The sequence below is a fragment of the Pantoea sp. ANP04 genome (assembly GCF_041982285.1).
In the GTDB taxonomy this organism is placed as follows: Bacteria; Pseudomonadota; Gammaproteobacteria; order Enterobacterales; family Enterobacteriaceae; genus Pantoea; species Pantoea eucalypti.
On sequence record NZ_JAUTYS010000001.1, the window covers coordinates 511819 to 530094 of the forward strand.

Genomic DNA, 18276 nt, shown 5'->3' on the forward strand with positions numbered 1-18276 from the left:
TAACGTTACAGCACTATCACCAGGAGAAAATATGAAGCCTTCATCAGGTAATGAGCAGGGTCCTAACGACGTAGAGAGCGAAGAGAAGGACAAGGGCACTGACATCGAAGTTGATGAGGAGGCTTTACCCTCCCGCGCGGCTGCGATTCATGAAGAGATTCGCCAGGATGGAGAAAAGGAGCTGGAGCGCGACGGGATGGCGCTGCTCTGGTCAGCTATCGCGGCAGGCTTATCCATGGGTGCCTCGCTGATGGCTAAAGGGATATTTAAGGTACATCTGGATGGCGTACCGGGCGCTTTCCTGCTGGAAAATCTCGGTTATACCTTTGGTTTTGTTATCGTCATTATGGCGCGCCAGCAGCTGTTTACTGAAAATACCGTTACCGCCGTATTACCGGTGATGCACAAACCCACCTGGGGTAACACGGGCCTGCTGTTACGGTTATGGAGCATTGTGTTGCTGGGTAACCTGATTGGTACAGCGCTGGGTGCGCTGGCCTTCAATGAGATGCCGATTTTTGACGAGGCCACCCGCCAGGCGTTTACCGACATCAGCATGAAGGTCATGGAAAACACGCCAGGCGATATGTTTGCCAATGCGGTCATTTCCGGCTGGATTATCGCCACCATGGTCTGGATGTTCCCCTCTGCGGGCGGCGCGAAACTGCTGGTGATTGTGATGATGACCTGGCTGGTTGCGCTGGGCGACCTGGCGCACATTGTCGTGGGCTCAGTAGAAGTGCTCTATCTGGTGTTTAACGGCAGCATTAGCTGGCATGAATTCCTGTGGCCGTTTGCCCTGCCGACGCTGCTCGGCAACATCACTGGCGGCACCCTGATTTTTGCGTTGATCAGCCATGCACAGATTCGCAATGACATGAGTGAAGCCGCTGTGGCCAAAGCAAAAGCTGAGAAGCGGAAGCAGGAAAAACGCCGCCAGCGTGAAGAGAAGGAAAACGCGGAATAAATGGCAAGGGCAGACAAGGCTGATTTACCGGTTTTGTCTGCCTTTCAGGCATGCTGGCTGAACCTTTGATATTGAGATCAAACCGTCAGGCTGAAGCGGAGAATCTTTTCAGCGTGAACAGTCTGCACGCGTCCGTGCTTAACTGCGTTCAGTGCAGAAAACCGGGATTGCTGGCGGAATGAGCAAACGCGCGGCAACCTGGTGAATTTTCAGGACTGTTTCGCTATACTGCACGCCGCTGTCCTCTTAGTTAAATGGATATAACGAGCCCCTCCTAAGGGCTAGTTGCAGGTTCGATTCCTGCAGGGGACACCATATGCCTGTCTCTCAACGTCAACTTTATCCATTCCGTTCAGTAAGTTAATTCAATTCTATAGTCTACCTGCGTCTCCAGCAGGCTCACAAAATCCACAGTGTTATGTTGGTATAATTGTTAGTATGTTTGGTTCGATAATGCAGATACCATCAGCCGGAGATTTTTTACTATGCCACTCACTGAGTTAAAGGTAAGGAATTCAAAGGCTGCTGCGAAGCCTGTCAAAATGACAGACGGTAATGGTATGCATCTTTTTATTACCCCCACACGGTTCCAAATACTGGCGTTTTCAGTATCGCTTTGGCAGCAAACAAAAGATTCTTGCTCTCGGTGTTTATCCTGAGGTTTGACCTGCTCCCCGTTGATAAACACGCCGCGATGTTAGTAATGTCTTCATAAGCCACATGAGGACAACCCCATGAACGCGGGATCCGCGATAAGGAAATGCAGTTAAAGCAGTGATGTGAAATTTTCGACCAGATCCTCAACAAATCCATAGCAAAATAATGAGCACCAAAATCATATAAGGAATTAAAAATGAATAGATATTCAACAGTTGCAGCCCTGTCTTTAGCAGTTTTGCTTACCGGCTGCGACAGCAAACCCTCCTCTTCCGAAATCCAGAAAGCTATGCAGGACAACATTGAGCGCACAAACCAGACAGCGATTCGGTGAGAATAGCAAAGACATGCTCACGACTCTAAACCAAGCTGATAAGGTTTCCTGTAAGGAGTCAGAGGAAAAAGGGAAATACCTTTGCAAAGTGGATACTGATATAAAACTACCCATGATGGGCGAGAAGCAAACTGTAGCTGAATTTAAATTCATTAAAAACGATGGTAACTGGAAAGTGTCACCGTAACCTAACGCATCAATCTACAATAGAAATTCTTAGAAAAATCCCGAAGGAAAGCTATTTTATTCAATTGCAGCGCCAGAAAATATATCAAAAAAACAAATCACTCACACCATTATCAGGATTTTTTTAGGGATGAAAAACACTCACTATTAATTTACACAAATTAATGAGTGAGCTTTTGCAACTCTACTTAACTGTGCGAGAAGGTATAAGAATTATATTTGCCCAAACCCTATCTAAGCATCATCATCATTTAAGTATGAATTAAGATTATCAGCAAAATCAATCAAGGTAGAACCTACCAGAAAATTACCTCTTTTAGGTCGATGTTCTTTGAATATACCAATAGCTTTTAAAGAAACTCCGCCGTCCAATTTATTAATTATCAACTGAGCAATCACGCTTCCACTCATACCTGCAAGCGAAGTAACGGTTTTATTAGTACTGGCATCCTCAAAACAGATGTTTTTTTCTTTTCCGCCAGCAATAAAATGGAAATAAATATCTTCGGTTTTTCTTTCATAAAAAAAGTTGTGAAAATTAATATTAAAAGGCGACAAGCCTTTCTCAGGGTGCATTTTATGTAACTTATTAACTTTTGATGGATATCCCATGATCACAAATGAAGATGTTTTCTCAAAAAAATCGTTATTAACTTTAGTATCAAAAAGAACGCTATTTGGTATAGCCTTCATGATTTCTTCAGACATAGGAATAATAGCGTAATCTTGTTCATCATTAAAAAATACTTCCAGATGCTCGAACTTAAATTTATTTCCGTCAATCGATATGAACGACAATTCACTTTTTTGCATCTCTTTAATTACATGGGAAGCAGTAACAATACAAGGTATATGGTCACCTAATAGATATATAAAACCGCTTCCGATCAAAAAGGCCTCTTGTTTACGGTGAGGTTGAGTTATAAAAAAAGACACTAGTGAACTCTGCCATTCCAAAGCTAATTCAGTAGTCCTGCTCTCATCAATCCACGTTGGGGAATAGTGTATAATTGAAAAATGCGGATAAATTAATTTTGAGTCCTCTAACACTTTCATTTCCTTTTGAATGACAATATAATTTTTTCTGGTAAATTATTAGCAATGTGAGTTATGATCAATATAAATCTACAATTTGGTGATGATATGAACATTTTTGAAATTGAAGAAAAACTTGCTGAAAACGGTTTCAATGCGAAAGATATTGCGGCTTTAAGAATGCAAGCTGAAAAAAGTGGAACGACTTACCCGGCTTTACTTAAAGAGCTTAGCATACGTTTTATTGCTTCAATGGTCCTTGTAGCCATTCTTGCTATAGTCTGGATATACACGCTTATGTACAAGGATAGCCTCGCTGTTACCTCATACTCAATCACAATGCTAATCATAGCTCCTATTTTTTACATTTTCACACCCATGAAGTTAGGCTACAAATCATTCCGGTACACGAGAAAAAAGTGATTTATTTTTTATTATCGTAAATTGATTTCAGAGCCGAATAGTCATTATATATTTCCACGCCTAATTCAAAGCGGCTCATATCTTTGATACCCCTAACGAAGTCGGAGTTTACGTAGTAAAAAAGTCGAAATGTTTGAGGTTTTCTTATCAGCCTGAACATGCCATAGGCCGAAAGAGCAAGATCCATACTGCTGTAGGCAATTTCACCTGTTTTTTGATCAAAACCTAAGAACCTGGCTGCTCCAATGTAACCATCTTTCAAGAATCCCTGGGCGTCATTTTTTCCTGTAATAACATTCATTACACCTTCCTGAACGCCATTCACGCCATGAAGCGTGAGCATCGCACCAAAACCAACCCCTATTATATTTCCGGTTGCAGCTGAAGCGGCCATAACTCCAAACCCAGCCACCACCTGTAATCCACTCAGTACTACCCCCACACCATCGATAATATATCCCCAGATATCACCTTGCTGAACGAATTTTACTGAAGCATGCAATGCCGCCTGACCAGTACGAAGAAGCTGATCTTGTCTCATGAGATTACGATGTTCTTCTTTCAGGTTTTGAATGCATTGCTGGCATTCATCATCGCTGGCACCTGTTCGAATCGTATCCATCTGAGCATTAACGAAAATCTTCACTTCGTCCTGAAACTGAATCCTGTTGTAACCCTCAGACAGGTGAATCAAAGATAAGTGATTTGTCGTACTAAACAGCTGATTAGCTTCAGCATTAGCCATAGTCAGAAAGTAATCCTTGAATCGGTCTGGTTTCCAGTAGTCCATGACTGTGCCTTTATGTCATTATACGTATCGTTAAGTTTATTTAATCAGATTCCCTTACACAGGGAAAGCAAAAGGACCAGCTATGAGTACAGACATCTTCTTAAAAATCGATGGCATCACAGGCGAATCACTGGATAGTAACCATAAAGGCTGGATTGCTATTGAATCTTTCACCTGGGGTGCAAACCAACCAGGGAATATGTCTGCTGGAGGCGGTGGTGGCGCAGGAAAAGTTCAGTACCGGGACCTGTCGGTTCAGGCACTTATTGACAAAGCTACGCCAGCGATAATGCGCTACGTATCCAACGGCAAACATGTCGCCAAAGTTGAGCTTTCGGTATGTAAAGCCGGAGGGAGCCAGATTGAGTACTGTCGCATTACGCTTGAAGACGTCCTTATCACTAATGTGGTTTTCAATGGCACTACAAATCGCGACCTTATCGGAGTCTCATATCAGTTCCAGGCATCAAAAGTCAGAACACAGTACTGGGAACAGTCAGCGAGTGGCGGCAAAGGCGCTGAAACTCAGTCAGGGTGGGATATTAAAGGTAATAAAGAACTGTAATGCCTCAAGAACATTGGATGGTTTAACACGTTCCGAAGCTTTTTATTTAAGGTGTCCATCAAGATTGGCACCTTCATATTTTATCTGCTAATAAAAATGTTTCTCAAAGTATAACTCTTAATCCGATGAGACAGTCTTGACACATTCATGAAGCATTAATGAAAATTAAGACTCATATGTTAAGCCAGAATTCAAAAAAGTTTTAATGCTCTGAAGAATCATTGCCGACTGGCTAAATGGTAATCCAGGGCTGGTTATTTAGTGTGGCTTAATATCAGTATCTATAGCGGCAAGTTCAGGAATTTTAACAACTCCCCCGCCGGCACGCCGAAGGCGTCATGCCATAAACCTGACGAAAACGATGACTGAAGTGTGCTGAAGAGTGAAAACCACACTGAAAAGCAATATCGGTCAGCGTCAGGTCAGGTCGCTCAAGCAACGTTCGTGCGCGCTCCATACGACGGCGCATCACAAACTGGTGTGGCGCTTCGCCCGTGGTGTGACGGAACATACGGGCAAAGTGAAACTCACTTAATGCCGCTTCCTGCGCCAGCACCGCCAGAGTTAAAGGCTGGTCGAGATGGGTTTCAATAAATTCCAGAACACGTCGTAATATCGCCGGCGCCAGTCCGCCACGCACCTGTGGCAGTTGCCACCTGACTTCGCTGTAGTGCTGCAATAGATGGGTCAGAAGCAGTGTGGATGCACTGCTCAGCATCAGCTGGCTTGCGGGCTGTTGCCAGTCACTGCTCAGAAGAAAGTGCCGATAAAGCTGGGTAATGCGGTCATCAGTGGAAAAGATTTTTTCATGCAGATTTAACTGCGCCGGGCTGCGGTCCCAGACCCGTTCGGCCAGCTGCCGCAGCTGGTTTTCGCTGCAATAGAGATGAACAAAGGCGAGATCGGCTCGCAGATCCCAGGTTGATTCCGTGCCTGCCGGCATCAGACAGAAGCGATCCGGTGCGCCACCATTACGCCAGCCGTGTGGGGTTTTATGCCAGGTATCGTAGCCGCCCGCGACATAAAGGCTCAGGGTGTGATGATCGCTGAGGTTGGTGACGCGATCGCCGCTGTTGAACCAGGCTGCCAGCTGAATGCCACTATTAAGATGCACATGGTCACGCAGTTGCGCTTTGTGACGTTGCAGCATTTCAAAGGTCTGGCAGGTACGCATCAAAGTATCAGTTCAGATAAAACAGAAGATCAGTTTACGGATTGTAAGGGACAGAGAACAGGTCACATTGGGACGGAGGATAAAAATGCGCAAGATTTTGCAAATCCGGCGCAATGCCCTGCAAGACCAGAACGCAGTGCAGATGCAGAATCAACGGTTTAGATCGGAGAATCTGGCATGAACCTGTTTTTGTATCTTTCTGTTGTACTTATCTGGGGCACGACCTGGATCGCGATTTACGCGCAACAGTCTGCGGGCGATAACGCCGTGGTCGTCGCGGTGTTCTGGCGGTTTTTGCTGGCTTCACTGGTCATGCTATTGCTGCTTACGCTGATAAAACGGCTGCACAGACTGACACTGCAGGATCATCTCTTTTGTATGCTGCAGGGCTGTTGTGTCTTTGGCTTCAACTTTGTCTGTTTCTATTACGCGTCCGGCTATATCAGCAGCGGACTGGAGTCAGTGATTTTCTCAATGGCTGTCATGTATAACGCCATTAATAGCTGGGTATTCTTCCGTCAGCGCCCCTCTGCACGTCTGATTCCGGCGGTAGTGCTGGGGATGGCAGGCATTGTTGCCCTGTTCTGGCACGATCTGCGCAGCACGCAGGCCTCGGCAGAATTGATATGGGGCATTGGATTGAGTGCACTGGGCACCCTGGGATTTTCATTCGGCAATATGATCAGTCAGCGACATCAGCGTCTGAAACGCGACGTACTGACAACTAACAGTTACGGCATGTTATACGGTGCGGTTGCGATGGCCCTTGTCTCGCTGGCACAGGGGATTTCGCTGCAGCCAGCATGGAATACCCAGTGGGTGGGAGCCTTAACTTATCTGGCTCTGGTAGGGTCGGTGATAGGGTTTGGCGCCTACTTTACGCTGGTCGGTCGCATCGGAGCCAGTCGTGCTGCATATACAACTGTCCTGTTTCCGCTGGTTGCACTGGCACTTTCCACCCGATACGAAGGGTACGAATGGCATGCCAGCGCCATCCCTGGCCTTGTCATGATTTTGCTGGGCAATGTTGTGATGTTTGCCCGCTGGCCGGCAAGCCGTCGCCGGGTCATTATCTGACATGAATGCGGGCTAAGGCCCGCGTCCGGATGGGCGTTACGCCGACTGCTGCTGAAGAAGTTTCTGTGGTTGATTGATCGCTTTACGCGCAATCCAGTAAAGCAGAACACGCTCATCGTCACTATCACGATCGGCCATGGAGAGCAGTTTCAATGCCAGGGTCGATTTAGTCACAGGCTGCTGTTCTGTACTGAGTTCAATCACCGCCTGACCGATGATGCAGCAAACGTCATCCTCACTGCTATTGGATTCATATGTCCGGTCTTTCATATTTCCTCCTGTTAAGTGAGTTGTAAGTCTGGCAAATAATCTGGAAACCCGCTCACAGAAACAGCGAAATGAAACATTATCTTACGGCTAATTACGCTTACACATCATGATGCTGTATTGGTTACTTTTCCCGTTACGCCCCGTCGCTGCACTGTGACGATGTCGTTCATACCCTCTGAAGAGCATTTCATTCCCTGATCCGTTCTATTCATGCCTTTATTACACACGCACGCGAAGCACGGCTTTATTCTGACCGCAGTTTCCAGATTCCCGGACGGGAGAGAAAAATCATGAACCAGACTCAACAGGCTTCTTACCAGCGTTCCCGCTGGCTTACATTGTTCGGCACGGTAATCACTCAGTTCGCGCTGGGGTCAGTCTACACATGGAGTTTGTTTAATGGCCAGCTGTCACAGAAGCTGGATGCCCCCGTCAGTCAGGTCGCTTTTTCTTTCGGCCTGCTGAGTTTAGGTCTGGCTATCGCCTCTTCGCTGGCCGGTAAATTACAGGAACGTTTTGGTGTACGCCGCGTCACTATCGGTGCAGGTGTACTGATGGCACTGGGTTTCTGGCTCACCGCTCACGCAAATAACCTGATGATGCTCTATTTCAGTGCCGGCTTGCTGGTCGGTCTGGCCGATGGCGCAGGTTACCTGATGACGTTGTCTAACTGCGTGAAGTGGTTCCCTGAGCGCAAAGGAATGATCTCTGCCTGTGCGATTGGGGCATACGGTCTGGGCAGCCTGGGATTTAAATTTATTTGCGGGGCGCTGCTGGCGACGGTGGGTCTGGAACAGACCTTCATGATCTGGGGCGTGCTGGCGATGTCGATGATTATTCTCGGTGCGCTGCTGATGCGTGAAGCACCACTGCAGCAGATCGGAACCTCAACTAAAGGTCAGCAACATACGCGGGATTACACGCTGGCACAGTCGGTACGTCTGCCGCAGTACTGGATGCTGGCGCTGATGTTCCTGACCGCCTGTATGAGCGGCCTCTATGTGATAGGCGTTGCCAAGGATATCGGCGAAGGCATGGTGCATCTTTCCACGCAGACAGCTGCCAGCGCAGTAACAGTGATCGCGATTGCCAACCTGAGCGGTCGTCTGGTACTGGGTGTGCTCTCTGACAAAATGATGCGCATCAGAGTCATTTCACTGGCGCAAATTGTGTCTCTGATCGGAATGAGCGTGCTGCTGTTTACCCGGATGAATGAGATGACCTTCTTCCTGTCACTCGCCTGTGTCGCCTTCAGCTTTGGCGGCACTATCACAGTGTTCCCATCGCTGGTGAGTGACTTCTTCGGGCTCAACAACCTGACTAAAAATTACGGTCTGCTCTATCTCGGCTTTGGTATCGGTAGCGTGCTGGGTTCACTGGTCGCCTCACTGTTTGGTGGTTTCACCGTCACCTTCAGCCTGATTATGACGCTGCTGGTCATCTCGCTGTTCCTGTCACTCACTATCCGCTTACCTCAGAGTTCCATCACAGCAGAACCGGTGTTGCAACGCCATTAACGCTTACTGACAATGATTACGGGCCGCAATTAAGCGGCCCGTAGTCGTTTAACCGCGGAATCGCGGCTCTGCCATTCCCGCCACCGCCAGGTCTACTGCAAAGATATCGCCGGACTGCGGATAGCGTGCCAGCTCCTCTTCCGTGCGATCTTCACGTGAACTGGTAATGAACAGCGTTTTAAGATCGGCACCGCCAAAGGCCACCATGGTTGGCCACTTCACCGGCAGCAGGATCTCATCGACGATTTCGCTACTCTGCGGATCGATACGTACCACGCGTCCGCCATCAAACTGTGCAGACCAGTAAAATCCTTCACTGTCCACAGCAGCGCCATCCGGTAGCCCGCCCTTCGCGTCGAAACGGCGGAACAGCGTGCGCTCACCCGGTTCGCCCTGCTCATTCAGCGGATAGCGATAGAGTGCCTCATTCGGCGTGTCGCTGTGATACATCCAGCGTCGGTCAGGAGAAAATGCCAGCCCGTTGGAAATTTTAATGTCGCGCGCCTTCACCTCCAGCTTCAGGTCAGGCGTCACACGGCACAGCAGGCCGCCGTTTTTGTCCTGCGGTTCCCACAGGCTGCCGCACCAGAAGTTACCCCAGGGATCAACGCGGCCATCATTAAAGCGACTTTGCGCAGCGATACCGGGATTCTCTGCGACCTTTTTCTCCGGCTTACCCTGCGCATCCAGCAGCCAGACACCGCCGCGCAGTGCCGCTATTATCCCGCCCTGCTCACGCAGCCCAATACATCCCACCTCTTCCGCCTGCGGGAAGGTTTGCAGCTCGCCGCTGACTGGATTAAAACGGTGAATGGCCGGTGCCAGGATATCGACACAGTAGAGCATCTGCTCCTCCACTGACCAGAGCGGGCATTCGCCCAGCTCTGCCTGTAAAGCCAGAATATTTTTAACGTCATGCGGCATGTTTCTCTCCCATTGAACTGACATGCTAATAATGTAGTGGTAAAAACTTTCAAATGAGAATTATTTTCGCTTGATTTTGAGACTATTCTCTTTGATAGTATTAATTATTCAGTTCATTCCGATGTTTTTAATTCCCCTTGCTGCATAATTCAGCATTTTGAAATATTCCGTCATATCTTCTTAAATAACTCTACAAAGCCTGCATCTTCACTCCACTTTTCCGGCGTAGTGTCGTAGTCATTGGAAAAGAGGAGAAGCTTCCGATGAAGAGATTAATTAAAGTCGCTTCTGTCGTTGCACTGATGACGTTATTAAGTGGTTGTATTATCAGCCCACGACACGACAATGGCTGGCATCGCGGTGGTGGCGGCGGATATCATGGAGGCTACTATGGAGGTTATCACGAAGGGTATCATGGCGGTTACTATCGCCACTGACGGGCAAAGATGTCACACAGCATAAAATAAAAGCATTACATTTTAAGGGCGGGATATTTATCCCGCCCGTTTTATTTAACTTTTCAATGCGTAATTACACTGGAACCACGCTTTCTTCAGTCCCGGAATATGACTCTCCTCGGCAGGCAGCGCTTCGACCTTATCAAATCCTTTACTGCTGCAGTAATTCGCCAGATCAATATCCATTGCGTCACGATTGACCTTTGCCGGGTCAAAACGGTACTGAACGGTATTTGAATCCGGATCTTCATCAACACGTTCGAATGCCCCGGGTTTGCTGGCAGTACATCCACTCAGCAAAATCAGCGCTACTGCGCCGGTAATTAGTTTTTTCATAGTTGTTGTCCTCACGTTGCCGCGCAGTGTATGACGCAGCATGTCGATCATCCATAGGATTTATGCGCGAAAATTAAAAATTGAGAAGCTTTTGCCGATTAATGTAATACGATTAAACGGCTATCGCTATCGTGTCAGAAATGACAGGATGTACTCAGACAAGACGAAACGAAGACTGCACCACACCAGGAAATGCCAAAAATAAAAAAGCTGTTCCTCTCTCTTCCCTGCCCGCGCTTAGCGGGCTTTTTTTTGCCCGCTATTCCGCGGTCGCTTACTGACCCGTCATTGCCACCATTCTACGTAACAGGTTAGCGGCGCGTTTGTCAGGTAATGCCAGAATGGCACTGTAGAGATCAATGGACATGCCACACAGCGATGAGCGATCCACTGCCGTGTCAGCTGGCATATTCAGCTGCTGCAGTTTGTCGCCCCATTTCAGAAAGAGGCGTCCGACGATCTTTTGCAGATCATCCTGCGCCTGCGTCTTATCGAGGGGCTTTTCGGGCGGAGGGCTGTTAAGCAGCAACTGCTCCATGGCATCCGCTTCTTTGCGATTCAGCGAAGACGGTAGCGTAGTCTGTAAATTAATTCCTCCACTCACCTGCGGATAGAGAAAACGGAAGCAGAGGCCCGGATCGATTTGATTCAGCGCCCGCATCTCTTCTACTGAGACGCCGATATAGTTAACCACCGCTGCATCCGTTGCGCGCATCAGCCGTTGGTTGACCACCTCAATCAGCCAGCCACGCAGTTCACCTGTTGCCTGCAGAGCGGGCTCGCCTGCACGGATTCGACGGGTCAGCTCCTGGGTCAGCAATAACCAGAGCGCGGGTTCCTGCGTTTGCAGCACGCGATAGCCTGGCATCTTTGCCAGTTGATTTACTGCCTGCTCATGCTGGCTTGCCTGCAACTGATGCGGCGCGACCCAGCTGAACCAGAGCAGATTAGCCATGATCAGGGGCAGCAGAAAAATGAGCAGCCCCTGCCACAAACGCAGTCGGGTCGTTTTGATCAGCACAATAACGATCAACGCCAGCAATGCAAACGCAGCCAGCGTAATAAAAAGCAGAGAATTCATGCTGCGGGGTTAATCCTTACGCACATCGATTAGCACAGGGCAGTGAGCACGCTCAATCACCGCTGCGCTGACCGAGCCTTTTAATAACCTGTTAAACGAAGAGAGGTGGCGACGTCCCATGATAATCATGCTTGCCTTAAGCTGTTGTGACTGGGCAACAATGGTATCTGCCGCCTCACCCGCCAGGATCACGCCACGCGCATTAATGCCAGCGCGCAGTAACGGTGCCAGTGCATGACGCACCACCATTTCCGCCGTATTTTGCTCATCCTGTGCTGCCACAAAATCGGCCGGGTCTTCACCCGCATCGATTTCCATCGGCTGATTACAGGAGGAGTAGGCAGGATCGACGCAGCACAGCACCACCACTTCGGCGCGATGTGCCAGCGCTTCTTCAATCGTCAAGGCAACCACTTTCCCGGCAACCGGAGAGTGGTCTATGGCCATCAGCAGGGTTTTCATCAGATGCTTATCCTTAAATCGCGGCAACTTTGCCGATTTCACGCACCAGCGCCTCTTTACACTTCAGCATCTCGTCACGAAAACGCGCTTCATGTCGCAGAAAACGAGCAGAGGGCACCAGTAAAGAGACAGAAAAGCGACCAAACAGCGTATCCAGCGCAAACGCCATGGTAGAGATCCCTTCCAGGGTTTCACCGCGATCCACGGCGATACCGGTTTCGCGGACTTCCCTGATAAGTTGTAGCAATTGTGGCAATGTTTTCACCGTCTGATCGGTCAGCTCCTGCCAGGCATCGCCAACAATCGTCCGGACATCTTTTTCACACTCCAGTGCCAGCAACGCCCGTCCGCCGGAGGTACTGTAGAGCGGCAGATTCAGTCCCATATGCGGGACAACCCGAAGTTCACGTGACGCCACGACATGGTGAATAATCGCCAGCTGGCTGCCGCTGGCGCGCGCCAGCGAGACCGTTTCATTAGTATCCGAAGAGAGTTTTTCCAGTAGCGGACTGACCAGATCAACCACGTCGGTATGCACACTGGAGATCAGTTTTAACAGGGCAGGTCCCAGACGCAATCCGCCCGCCCCACTGCTGCGCACAAGCTCTGCGCTGTCGAGCGCAGCGACAATGCGCTGCACCGTTGAACGGGGCAGTTTCACCGCCTGAGCGATCTCGCCAAGGCTCATGCCGCCCGGCTGTTCGCCCAGCGCATTAAGAATTTTTGCCGCACGGGCGATGACCTGGATACCGCCCGTTTTTTCATCCTCGCGGCTGGAGGGTTGATGTGCCATAGCGTCGTCCTGTTTGAGCTGCCTTACTGTAGCGCGAATGCCGCACTTTTTACAGCCTGTACCACATTGCAATACAGCATACCGGGATGTAATATTACGCCCTGTACCACATTGCAGTACACTGCATCATAATAACGAGATTGCCAGTAATGAACACTAAGCCCGCCACGCCGCCGGCTCCTCATCCTTTTACACTGCGACTAGCCCTGGGCCTGATCGGCGTGCTTATTGCTGCGCTGACCTCCGGGCTGAACGACCGCGTCAGTGATATCGCGCTGGCTGATATCCGTGCCGCAACCGGCATCGGTTTCGATCAGGGTAGCTGGATCATCTCCGGCTATCAGGCGGCAGAAGTTGCGGCGATGATGATTGCCCCCTGGTTTGCCGTCACCCTGTCGCTGCGGCGTTTTACGCTCGGCGTGTCGGCGGGATTTATGCTGACCGGCATTCTGCTGCCGCTGGTGCCGGATCCCACGCTGTTTATCAGCCTGCGCGTGCTGCAGGGGCTGTTTGGCGGCGCACTGCCGCCGATGCTGATGACTGTGGCTCTGCGCTTTCTGCCGCCGCCTTTTAAGCTGTTCGGCCTGGCAGGCTATGCGCTGACCGCGACGTTTGGCCCCAATATGGCAGCGTCGCTGGCCTCAATATGGACCGACCATGTCGGCTGGATGATGGTGTTCTGGCAGGTGGTGCCTGGCATGCTGATTGCGATGGTGCTGATTAGCTGGGGGATACCGCAGGACCCGCTGCGTCCGGAACGTTTTCAGCAGATCGATCTGTTCGGCATGGTGACCGGTTGCAGTGCTGTCGCGCTGCTGGTGCTGGTGCTGACCCAGGGGGAGCGCCTTGACTGGCTGAACTCGCCACTGATCGCCGGTATGCTGCTAGCCGCCTTGCCGCTGCTGCTGGTTTTCCTGATCAATGAGTGGTTTCACCCGCTGCCGCTGTTTAAATTGCAGATGCTCCGGCGACCTAATCTGGCGCACGGCCTGCTGGGGCTGGCCTGCGTGCTCATCCTGGGGCTTTCAGGTTCCGCGCTGCCTTCGGCCTACTTTGCTCAGGTGAGCGGCTTTCGCCCCCTTGAGTTTGCCCCGCTGGCACTGACCGTAGGCCTGCCACAATTGCTCATCGCGCCACTGATTGCGGCACTGCTCAATATCCGCTGGATTGATTGCCGCTGGATGCTGACAGCGGGCGTCGGCCTGCTGGTGACTGCCTGTCTGCTGGGCTCGCAGATCACCAGTGACTGGGCGCGACAGAATTTCTGGCTGCTGCAAATCCTGCAGGCGTTCGGACAACCGATGATCATTTTGCCGATTTTGATGAGTGCCACCAGCGTTGTGGCCCCACCTGAAGGCCCGTTTGCCTCGGCGATGTTTAACACAGTGCGCGGCTTCTCCAGCATCGCTGCCTCCACGCTGGTTGAGGTATTCCTCTCCCATCGTGAACAATTTCATTCCAGTGTCCTGATTAATCAGGCCGCCAGCCGCAGCTGGCTGATGACCGCGCCAACAGCCGACCAGGCCAGCCGCAGTTTGCCGCTATTGCCGGATGGCAGCATCAGCGCCAGCGATAATCTCAGCGGATTCGCCACGCTGGTCCGGCATCAGGCCACGGTGCTGAGTCTGAGCGATAGCTGGCTGATGCTGACCGGCTTTGCCGCCTGCCTGTTATTGCTTACCGCCATCCTGCCAAAACGGGTCTGGCCGCCTCAAACTTTGATTCAAAACCCCTCCCGGAATAACTGAATATGCGTACTTTTGAAATGAGAAGAACCCTGCTGCTGAGTCTGCTGCTGCTGGTGTTACTGGCCATTGCCTTTGTCGTCTGGTCAATGATGACCAGCAACGATCACCGCACCAACGACGCTTACGTTAATGCGGATTACACCCTGGTAGCACCGAAAGTCTCGGGCTACATAAGCCATGTTGAGGTGCAGGATAATCAGCAGGTCAAAGCGGGCCAGTTGCTGGCAACGCTGGATGACCGTGACTATCGGGTGGCGCTGGAGAGTGCTGAAGCTGACCTGCAGGTGAGTCAGGCGAAACTGCTGAGCAGCCAGGCTCAACTGGAACAGCAGCAGTCGATGATTGATCAGCAGAAAGCCAGCGTCGCGGCAAGTCAGGCTTCTGCGCAGTATGCGGGTCAAAGCGCCGATCGCTATAACCGCCTCTATAAAAGCGGCACCGTCGCCGCTGACGATCAGCAAAAGGCCAGCTCAAATCAGCGCTCGGCGCTGGCAGCTGTCCATCAGAGTCAGGCTGCACTGGCATCGGCAATAAAACAGGTGGGCGTATTACAGGCGGCGGTGCGTTCAGCAGAAGCGGATGTTGCCGCAGCCAAAGCCAGCGTCGATCAGGCCAGGCTGAATCTCTCCTACACGCGCATTACGGCTCCTGTTGACGGCATGGTGGGTCAGCGTGCGGTGCGGACAGGCGCATACGTTTCAGCCGGAACCCGTCTGCTGGCCGTGGTCCCCCTGCAGCAAACCTACATTACGGCTAACTACCTTGAGACGCAGTTAAGCGATGTGCGCCCAGGACAGCGGGTCCGAATCCGGGTTGATGCCCTGCCAGGCGAGACCTTTACCGGTCATGTGGACAGCATCGCACCGGCCACTGGTGCAACTTTTTCAGCGATCGCTCCCGATAACGCCACAGGCAACTACACTAAAGTCGTTCAACGTCTGCCGGTGAAAATTGTGCTGGATGGCGACCAACCGCATCTGGCTCAGTTACGTGTCGGCATGTCGGCGATCCCTGAAATCGAGGCGCCCTAATATTGTGAGCAATATCTCAGAACGGGCCTATTTCATTTGGGTGGGATTACGCGTAAATTAGCGCCTGATCCTGTTCTGAGAGTTATTCAGATCGACCCGGAAGAGAGCAGACCATTACTGAAATGGCGATCTCTTTTCCACATCTGTTCGCGTTGCACTGGTTTGGGATCGCCATCATCGTAACCGCTCAGAGGAGTTGCTTTGTGAAATATGCCTTGATGGGAATATCTTTTTTCGCGTTACTTTGGTTCGGAACCTTTGTTCTGCTGCTGAAGTAATGGCGTGACAGTGCCGCCAAGGGGCGACCATCGTGTCGCCCCTGCTGGCTGTCAGCTCTCTTCTTCTGTTTTCATGCTGCCCGGCAATACGCCATCGGCACGAAACATCGCCTTAATTCCCCGCACTGCCTGACGAATACGATCGCTGTTTTCAATCAGCGCAAATCGCACGTGCGTGTCGCCATAGTCACCAAAACCGATACCAGGGGAAACACAGACTTTCGCCTCCTGCAGCATATGTTTAGCAAATTCCAGCGAACCCAGATGTGCATAGTGGTCGGGAATTTTTGCCCAGACGTACATCGAGGCTTTGGGGTTATCCACCATCCAGCCCGCTTCATGCAAGCCTTTGACCAGCACATCACGGCGGCGTTTATACTGCTCAGCAATGTCACGCACGCACTGCTGATCCCCTTCCAGCGCGGCAATGGCTGCCACCTGTAGCGGCGTAAAGGTGCCGTAGTCATGGTAACTCTTGATACGCGCCAGCGCGGCGACCAGCTCTTTATTACCCACCATGAAACCGATACGCCAGCCTGCCATGTTGTAGCTTTTTGACAGGGTAAAGAATTCAACGGCGACATCACGCGCGCCCGGCACCTCCATAATCGACGGCGCTTTCCAGCCATCGTAGACGATGTCAGCATAAGCCAGATCGTGGATGACCAGCACGTTGTACTGCTTCGCCAGCGCAATCACCCGCTCGAAAAAGTCGAGTTCCACACACTGTGCGGTCGGGTTGGATGGGAATCCAAGGATCATCATTTTTGGCTTGGGGTAGCTTTCCCGAATAGCACGTTCCAGCTCAGTGAAGAAGTCGACACCCGCCACCAGCGGCACCGAACGCACCTGCGCTCCGGCAATCACTGCACCGTAGATATGAATCGGATAGCTGGGATTGGGCACCAGTACGGTATCACCATGATCCAGCGTCGCCAGCATCAGATGCGCCAGCCCCTCTTTGGAGCCAATGGTGACAATTGCCTCAGATTCGGGATCGATCTCCACCTGATAGCGCTCAGCGTACCAGCGCGAAATCGCTCTGCGCAGACGCGGTATGCCGCGCGAGGTGGAATAACCGTGGGTATCGTCACGCTGCGCCACCTGGCATAACTTTTCGACAATGTGAGGCGGAGTCGGACCATCCGGGTTGCCCATTGAAAAGTCGATGATATCTTCGCCGCGCCGACGCGCAGCCATCTTCAGTTCAGCAGTGATGTTGAAAACGTAAGGGGGTAAACGTTCAATACGCGAGAAACGACGGGGTGTGCTGTTATCAGCCATGATGTCCTCTGGATTACGTAAGCGCCCGGACCGTCCGAGCGACGTGGGTCACTGCGGTGACCCGTTACGAACATAACGTGGCGAGGATCATTTTGTCGAGGGTGGCGGAAAATTTTTTTATTTTTGCGGATTCAGCCGTCCCAGCAGCCAATCGTTCACCCAGTGGCCATCCAGCAGATAATTATCCCGCAGCGTGCCCTCCAGCTGAAAACCGTTTTTCTCCAGAATACGGCGTGACGCCCAGTTCCCTTCAATCACCATCGCCTTGAGTTTGTGAAAATCGGCTTCAAGCAGAAACTGACACAGCGCCGCCAGCGCTTCGCTGCCATAGCCCTGACCACAGTGGCGATGCAGCAGCATATAGCCCACCTCCGCCTGACGATACGGCTCCCATTCCGGGCTGCAGCCAAACAGGCCAATGGGCTCACCGCTGTCCTGGCGTCTTGCCACCAGGCAGAGCATATGAAAACTGCCCGGCTGCCAGGGTGCCAGACGCTGTGTGAAACGCTGTCGAATATCCGCTTCATCCGGGATTTCGCTTACCCATTTCATGGTGTCGGGATCTTCATGGACGGCACGAAACAGTTGCCAGTCTTCGGGTTGTAATTTACTCAGGGTTAGTCTGTCGGTGACAAGTTGCATCTGTGGCTCCCGATGGGCGCGGTTTTCCAGCGGTTACTGGCGCGCGTCATCGCGCAACATAGCAAAACGGCTTCACAGCGACCAGCGTGAAAAACTATTCCCCTTTATTCCACTCAACTTTTCCTCTTTTTACTGGATTGCCGTAAAAATTGATCTGAAACATTAACTTGTGGCGGGATTGATCGGGGTGCTAGCGGTTCGCGATCACATTTTTTATCATAGAGGCACTTTCCATCGCTCACGA

Annotated in this window: 21 protein-coding genes, 1 tRNA gene and 1 pseudogene; 12 read left to right on the forward strand and 11 right to left on the reverse strand. The window is 51.0% G+C overall.

Features of this window, described 5'->3' with window-relative positions:
* Positions 1-31 precede the first annotated feature (31 nt).
* The 4 genes and pseudogenes from Q7C21_RS02185 to Q7C21_RS02200 all read left to right on the forward strand — a co-directional run bounded on the left by Q7C21_RS02185 (position 32) and on the right by Q7C21_RS02200 (position 2145).
* The gene (locus Q7C21_RS02185) at positions 32-967 is read left to right on the forward strand and encodes a formate/nitrite transporter family protein (RefSeq protein WP_375150320.1); all 936 of its coding nucleotides are present in this window, start codon (positions 32-34) and stop codon (positions 965-967) included.
* 240 nt (positions 968-1207) lie between these two features.
* A tRNA-Arg gene (locus Q7C21_RS02190) sits at positions 1208-1282 on the forward strand.
* Positions 1283-1452: 170 nt separating this feature from the next.
* Positions 1453-1630, forward strand: a pseudogene (locus Q7C21_RS02195) (Arm DNA-binding domain-containing protein); the annotation flags it as partial.
* 296 nt (positions 1631-1926) lie between these two features.
* Positions 1927-2145, forward strand: a complete 219-nt coding sequence (locus Q7C21_RS02200; protein WP_050540853.1) for a hypothetical protein — start codon at positions 1927-1929, stop codon at positions 2143-2145.
* Between the two features lie 233 nt (positions 2146-2378).
* Here Q7C21_RS02200 and Q7C21_RS02205 read toward each other — a convergent pair whose 3' ends face one another.
* The gene (locus tag Q7C21_RS02205; protein WP_128755125.1) at positions 2379-3194 is read right to left on the reverse strand and encodes a serine protease; all 816 of its coding nucleotides are present in this window, start codon (positions 3192-3194) and stop codon (positions 2379-2381) included.
* A 60-nt stretch (positions 3195-3254) separates the two neighbouring features.
* On the opposite strand from Q7C21_RS02205, the gene Q7C21_RS02210 reads away from it, so the two are divergent.
* A complete protein-coding gene (locus Q7C21_RS02210) occupies positions 3255-3602 on the forward strand; it encodes a hypothetical protein (protein WP_008926505.1) in 348 nt (115 codons plus the stop codon).
* Between the two features lies 1 nt (position 3603).
* On the opposite strand, the gene Q7C21_RS02215 is transcribed toward Q7C21_RS02210, so the two are convergent.
* Entirely contained in the window at positions 3604-4392 is a 789-nt protein-coding gene (locus Q7C21_RS02215; protein ID WP_375150321.1) for a DUF4225 domain-containing protein, read from the reverse strand.
* Positions 4393-4474: 82 nt separating this feature from the next.
* Between Q7C21_RS02215 and Q7C21_RS02220 the strand changes: the two genes are divergently transcribed.
* Positions 4475-4957, forward strand: a complete 483-nt coding sequence (locus Q7C21_RS02220; RefSeq protein WP_008926507.1) for a type VI secretion system tube protein Hcp — start codon at positions 4475-4477, stop codon at positions 4955-4957.
* Positions 4958-5261: 304 nt separating this feature from the next.
* Here Q7C21_RS02220 and Q7C21_RS02225 read toward each other — a convergent pair whose 3' ends face one another.
* Positions 5262-6131, reverse strand: coding sequence for a helix-turn-helix domain-containing protein (locus Q7C21_RS02225; protein ID WP_375150322.1), 870 nt, complete (start codon positions 6129-6131; stop codon positions 5262-5264).
* Between the two features lie 177 nt (positions 6132-6308).
* On the opposite strand from Q7C21_RS02225, the gene Q7C21_RS02230 reads away from it, so the two are divergent.
* Complete coding sequence (locus tag Q7C21_RS02230; RefSeq protein WP_008926510.1) at positions 6309-7208, forward strand: DMT family transporter; 900 nt, start codon at positions 6309-6311, stop codon at positions 7206-7208.
* A gap of 36 nt (positions 7209-7244) precedes the next feature.
* Here Q7C21_RS02230 and Q7C21_RS02235 read toward each other — a convergent pair whose 3' ends face one another.
* Complete coding sequence (locus Q7C21_RS02235; RefSeq protein WP_003848934.1) at positions 7245-7478, reverse strand: hypothetical protein; 234 nt, start codon at positions 7476-7478, stop codon at positions 7245-7247.
* 290 nt (positions 7479-7768) lie between these two features.
* Here Q7C21_RS02235 and Q7C21_RS02240 point away from each other — a divergent pair, with 290 nt between their 5' ends.
* Positions 7769-8995 carry an MFS transporter gene (locus Q7C21_RS02240; protein ID WP_008926511.1) on the forward strand — a complete coding sequence of 409 codons (1227 nt, stop codon included), beginning with the start codon at positions 7769-7771 and terminating at the stop codon, positions 8993-8995.
* 48 nt (positions 8996-9043) lie between these two features.
* On the opposite strand, the gene Q7C21_RS02245 is transcribed toward Q7C21_RS02240, so the two are convergent.
* Entirely contained in the window at positions 9044-9919 is an 876-nt protein-coding gene (locus Q7C21_RS02245) for an SMP-30/gluconolactonase/LRE family protein (RefSeq protein ID WP_110411168.1), read from the reverse strand.
* Between the two features lie 263 nt (positions 9920-10182).
* Here Q7C21_RS02245 and Q7C21_RS02250 point away from each other — a divergent pair, with 263 nt between their 5' ends.
* Positions 10183-10356 carry a hypothetical protein gene (locus tag Q7C21_RS02250; protein ID WP_008926513.1) on the forward strand — a complete coding sequence of 58 codons (174 nt, stop codon included), beginning with the start codon at positions 10183-10185 and terminating at the stop codon, positions 10354-10356.
* A gap of 75 nt (positions 10357-10431) precedes the next feature.
* Here Q7C21_RS02250 and Q7C21_RS02255 read toward each other — a convergent pair whose 3' ends face one another.
* The 4 genes from Q7C21_RS02255 to Q7C21_RS02270 all read right to left on the reverse strand — a co-directional run bounded on the left by Q7C21_RS02255 (position 10432) and on the right by Q7C21_RS02270 (position 13049).
* A complete protein-coding gene (locus tag Q7C21_RS02255) occupies positions 10432-10713 on the reverse strand; it encodes a lipoprotein (RefSeq protein ID WP_003848928.1) in 282 nt (93 codons plus the stop codon).
* Positions 10714-10987: 274 nt separating this feature from the next.
* A complete protein-coding gene (locus Q7C21_RS02260; protein ID WP_039659612.1) occupies positions 10988-11794 on the reverse strand; it encodes a hypothetical protein in 807 nt (268 codons plus the stop codon).
* Positions 11795-11803: 9 nt separating this feature from the next.
* A complete protein-coding gene (locus tag Q7C21_RS02265) occupies positions 11804-12256 on the reverse strand; it encodes a universal stress protein (RefSeq protein ID WP_039659611.1) in 453 nt (150 codons plus the stop codon).
* Positions 12257-12269: 13 nt separating this feature from the next.
* Positions 12270-13049: an IclR family transcriptional regulator gene (locus Q7C21_RS02270; protein WP_039659610.1), complete on the reverse strand. Its 780-nt coding sequence runs from the start codon at positions 13047-13049 to the stop codon at positions 12270-12272.
* 149 nt (positions 13050-13198) lie between these two features.
* Here Q7C21_RS02270 and Q7C21_RS02275 point away from each other — a divergent pair, with 149 nt between their 5' ends.
* From Q7C21_RS02275 to ypdK, 3 genes are all read left to right on the forward strand, one after another.
* Positions 13199-14797 (forward strand): MFS transporter, encoded by a 1599-nt coding sequence (locus Q7C21_RS02275; protein WP_375150323.1) that lies wholly within the window; start codon positions 13199-13201, stop codon positions 14795-14797.
* 2 nt (positions 14798-14799) lie between these two features.
* A complete protein-coding gene (locus Q7C21_RS02280) occupies positions 14800-15828 on the forward strand; it encodes an HlyD family secretion protein (RefSeq protein WP_375150324.1) in 1029 nt (342 codons plus the stop codon).
* A gap of 203 nt (positions 15829-16031) precedes the next feature.
* The gene (ypdK, locus tag Q7C21_RS02285; RefSeq protein WP_099257831.1) at positions 16032-16106 is read left to right on the forward strand and encodes a membrane protein YpdK; all 75 of its coding nucleotides are present in this window, start codon (positions 16032-16034) and stop codon (positions 16104-16106) included.
* A 51-nt stretch (positions 16107-16157) separates the two neighbouring features.
* Here ypdK and alaC read toward each other — a convergent pair whose 3' ends face one another.
* Positions 16158-17390 (reverse strand): alanine transaminase, encoded by a 1233-nt coding sequence (alaC, locus tag Q7C21_RS02290; RefSeq protein ID WP_003848915.1) that lies wholly within the window; start codon positions 17388-17390, stop codon positions 16158-16160.
* Positions 17391-17507: 117 nt separating this feature from the next.
* Complete coding sequence (locus tag Q7C21_RS02295; protein WP_003848913.1) at positions 17508-18032, reverse strand: GNAT family N-acetyltransferase; 525 nt, start codon at positions 18030-18032, stop codon at positions 17508-17510.
* Positions 18033-18276: the final 244 nt, after the last annotated feature.

Excerpts from the sequence above, each read along its gene's own strand:
- Q7C21_RS02185 (WP_375150320.1), top strand. The coding sequence starts at position 32 with ATGAAGCCTTCATCAGGTAATGAGCAGGGTCCTAACGACGTAGAGAGC.
- Q7C21_RS02210 (WP_008926505.1), top strand. The coding sequence starts at position 3,255 with ATGATCAATATAAATCTACAATTTGGTGATGATATGAACATTTTTGAA.
- Q7C21_RS02215 (WP_375150321.1), bottom strand. The coding sequence starts at position 4,392 with ATGGACTACTGGAAACCAGACCGATTCAAGGATTACTTTCTGACTATG.
- Q7C21_RS02220 (WP_008926507.1), top strand. The coding sequence starts at position 4,475 with ATGAGTACAGACATCTTCTTAAAAATCGATGGCATCACAGGCGAATCA.
- Q7C21_RS02225 (WP_375150322.1), bottom strand. The coding sequence starts at position 6,131 with ATGCGTACCTGCCAGACCTTTGAAATGCTGCAACGTCACAAAGCGCAA.
- Q7C21_RS02230 (WP_008926510.1), top strand. The coding sequence starts at position 6,309 with ATGAACCTGTTTTTGTATCTTTCTGTTGTACTTATCTGGGGCACGACC.
- Q7C21_RS02235 (WP_003848934.1), bottom strand. The coding sequence starts at position 7,478 with ATGAAAGACCGGACATATGAATCCAATAGCAGTGAGGATGACGTTTGC.
- Q7C21_RS02240 (WP_008926511.1), top strand. The coding sequence starts at position 7,769 with ATGAACCAGACTCAACAGGCTTCTTACCAGCGTTCCCGCTGGCTTACA.
- Q7C21_RS02245 (WP_110411168.1), bottom strand. The coding sequence starts at position 9,919 with ATGCCGCATGACGTTAAAAATATTCTGGCTTTACAGGCAGAGCTGGGC.
- Q7C21_RS02250 (WP_008926513.1), top strand. The coding sequence starts at position 10,183 with ATGAAGAGATTAATTAAAGTCGCTTCTGTCGTTGCACTGATGACGTTA.
- Q7C21_RS02255 (WP_003848928.1), bottom strand. The coding sequence starts at position 10,713 with ATGAAAAAACTAATTACCGGCGCAGTAGCGCTGATTTTGCTGAGTGGA.
- Q7C21_RS02260 (WP_039659612.1), bottom strand. The coding sequence starts at position 11,794 with ATGAATTCTCTGCTTTTTATTACGCTGGCTGCGTTTGCATTGCTGGCG.
- Q7C21_RS02265 (WP_039659611.1), bottom strand. The coding sequence starts at position 12,256 with ATGAAAACCCTGCTGATGGCCATAGACCACTCTCCGGTTGCCGGGAAA.
- Q7C21_RS02270 (WP_039659610.1), bottom strand. The coding sequence starts at position 13,049 with ATGGCACATCAACCCTCCAGCCGCGAGGATGAAAAAACGGGCGGTATC.
- Q7C21_RS02275 (WP_375150323.1), top strand. The coding sequence starts at position 13,199 with ATGAACACTAAGCCCGCCACGCCGCCGGCTCCTCATCCTTTTACACTG.
- Q7C21_RS02280 (WP_375150324.1), top strand. The coding sequence starts at position 14,800 with ATGCGTACTTTTGAAATGAGAAGAACCCTGCTGCTGAGTCTGCTGCTG.
- alaC (WP_003848915.1), bottom strand. The coding sequence starts at position 17,390 with ATGGCTGATAACAGCACACCCCGTCGTTTCTCGCGTATTGAACGTTTA.
- Q7C21_RS02295 (WP_003848913.1), bottom strand. The coding sequence starts at position 18,032 with ATGCAACTTGTCACCGACAGACTAACCCTGAGTAAATTACAACCCGAA.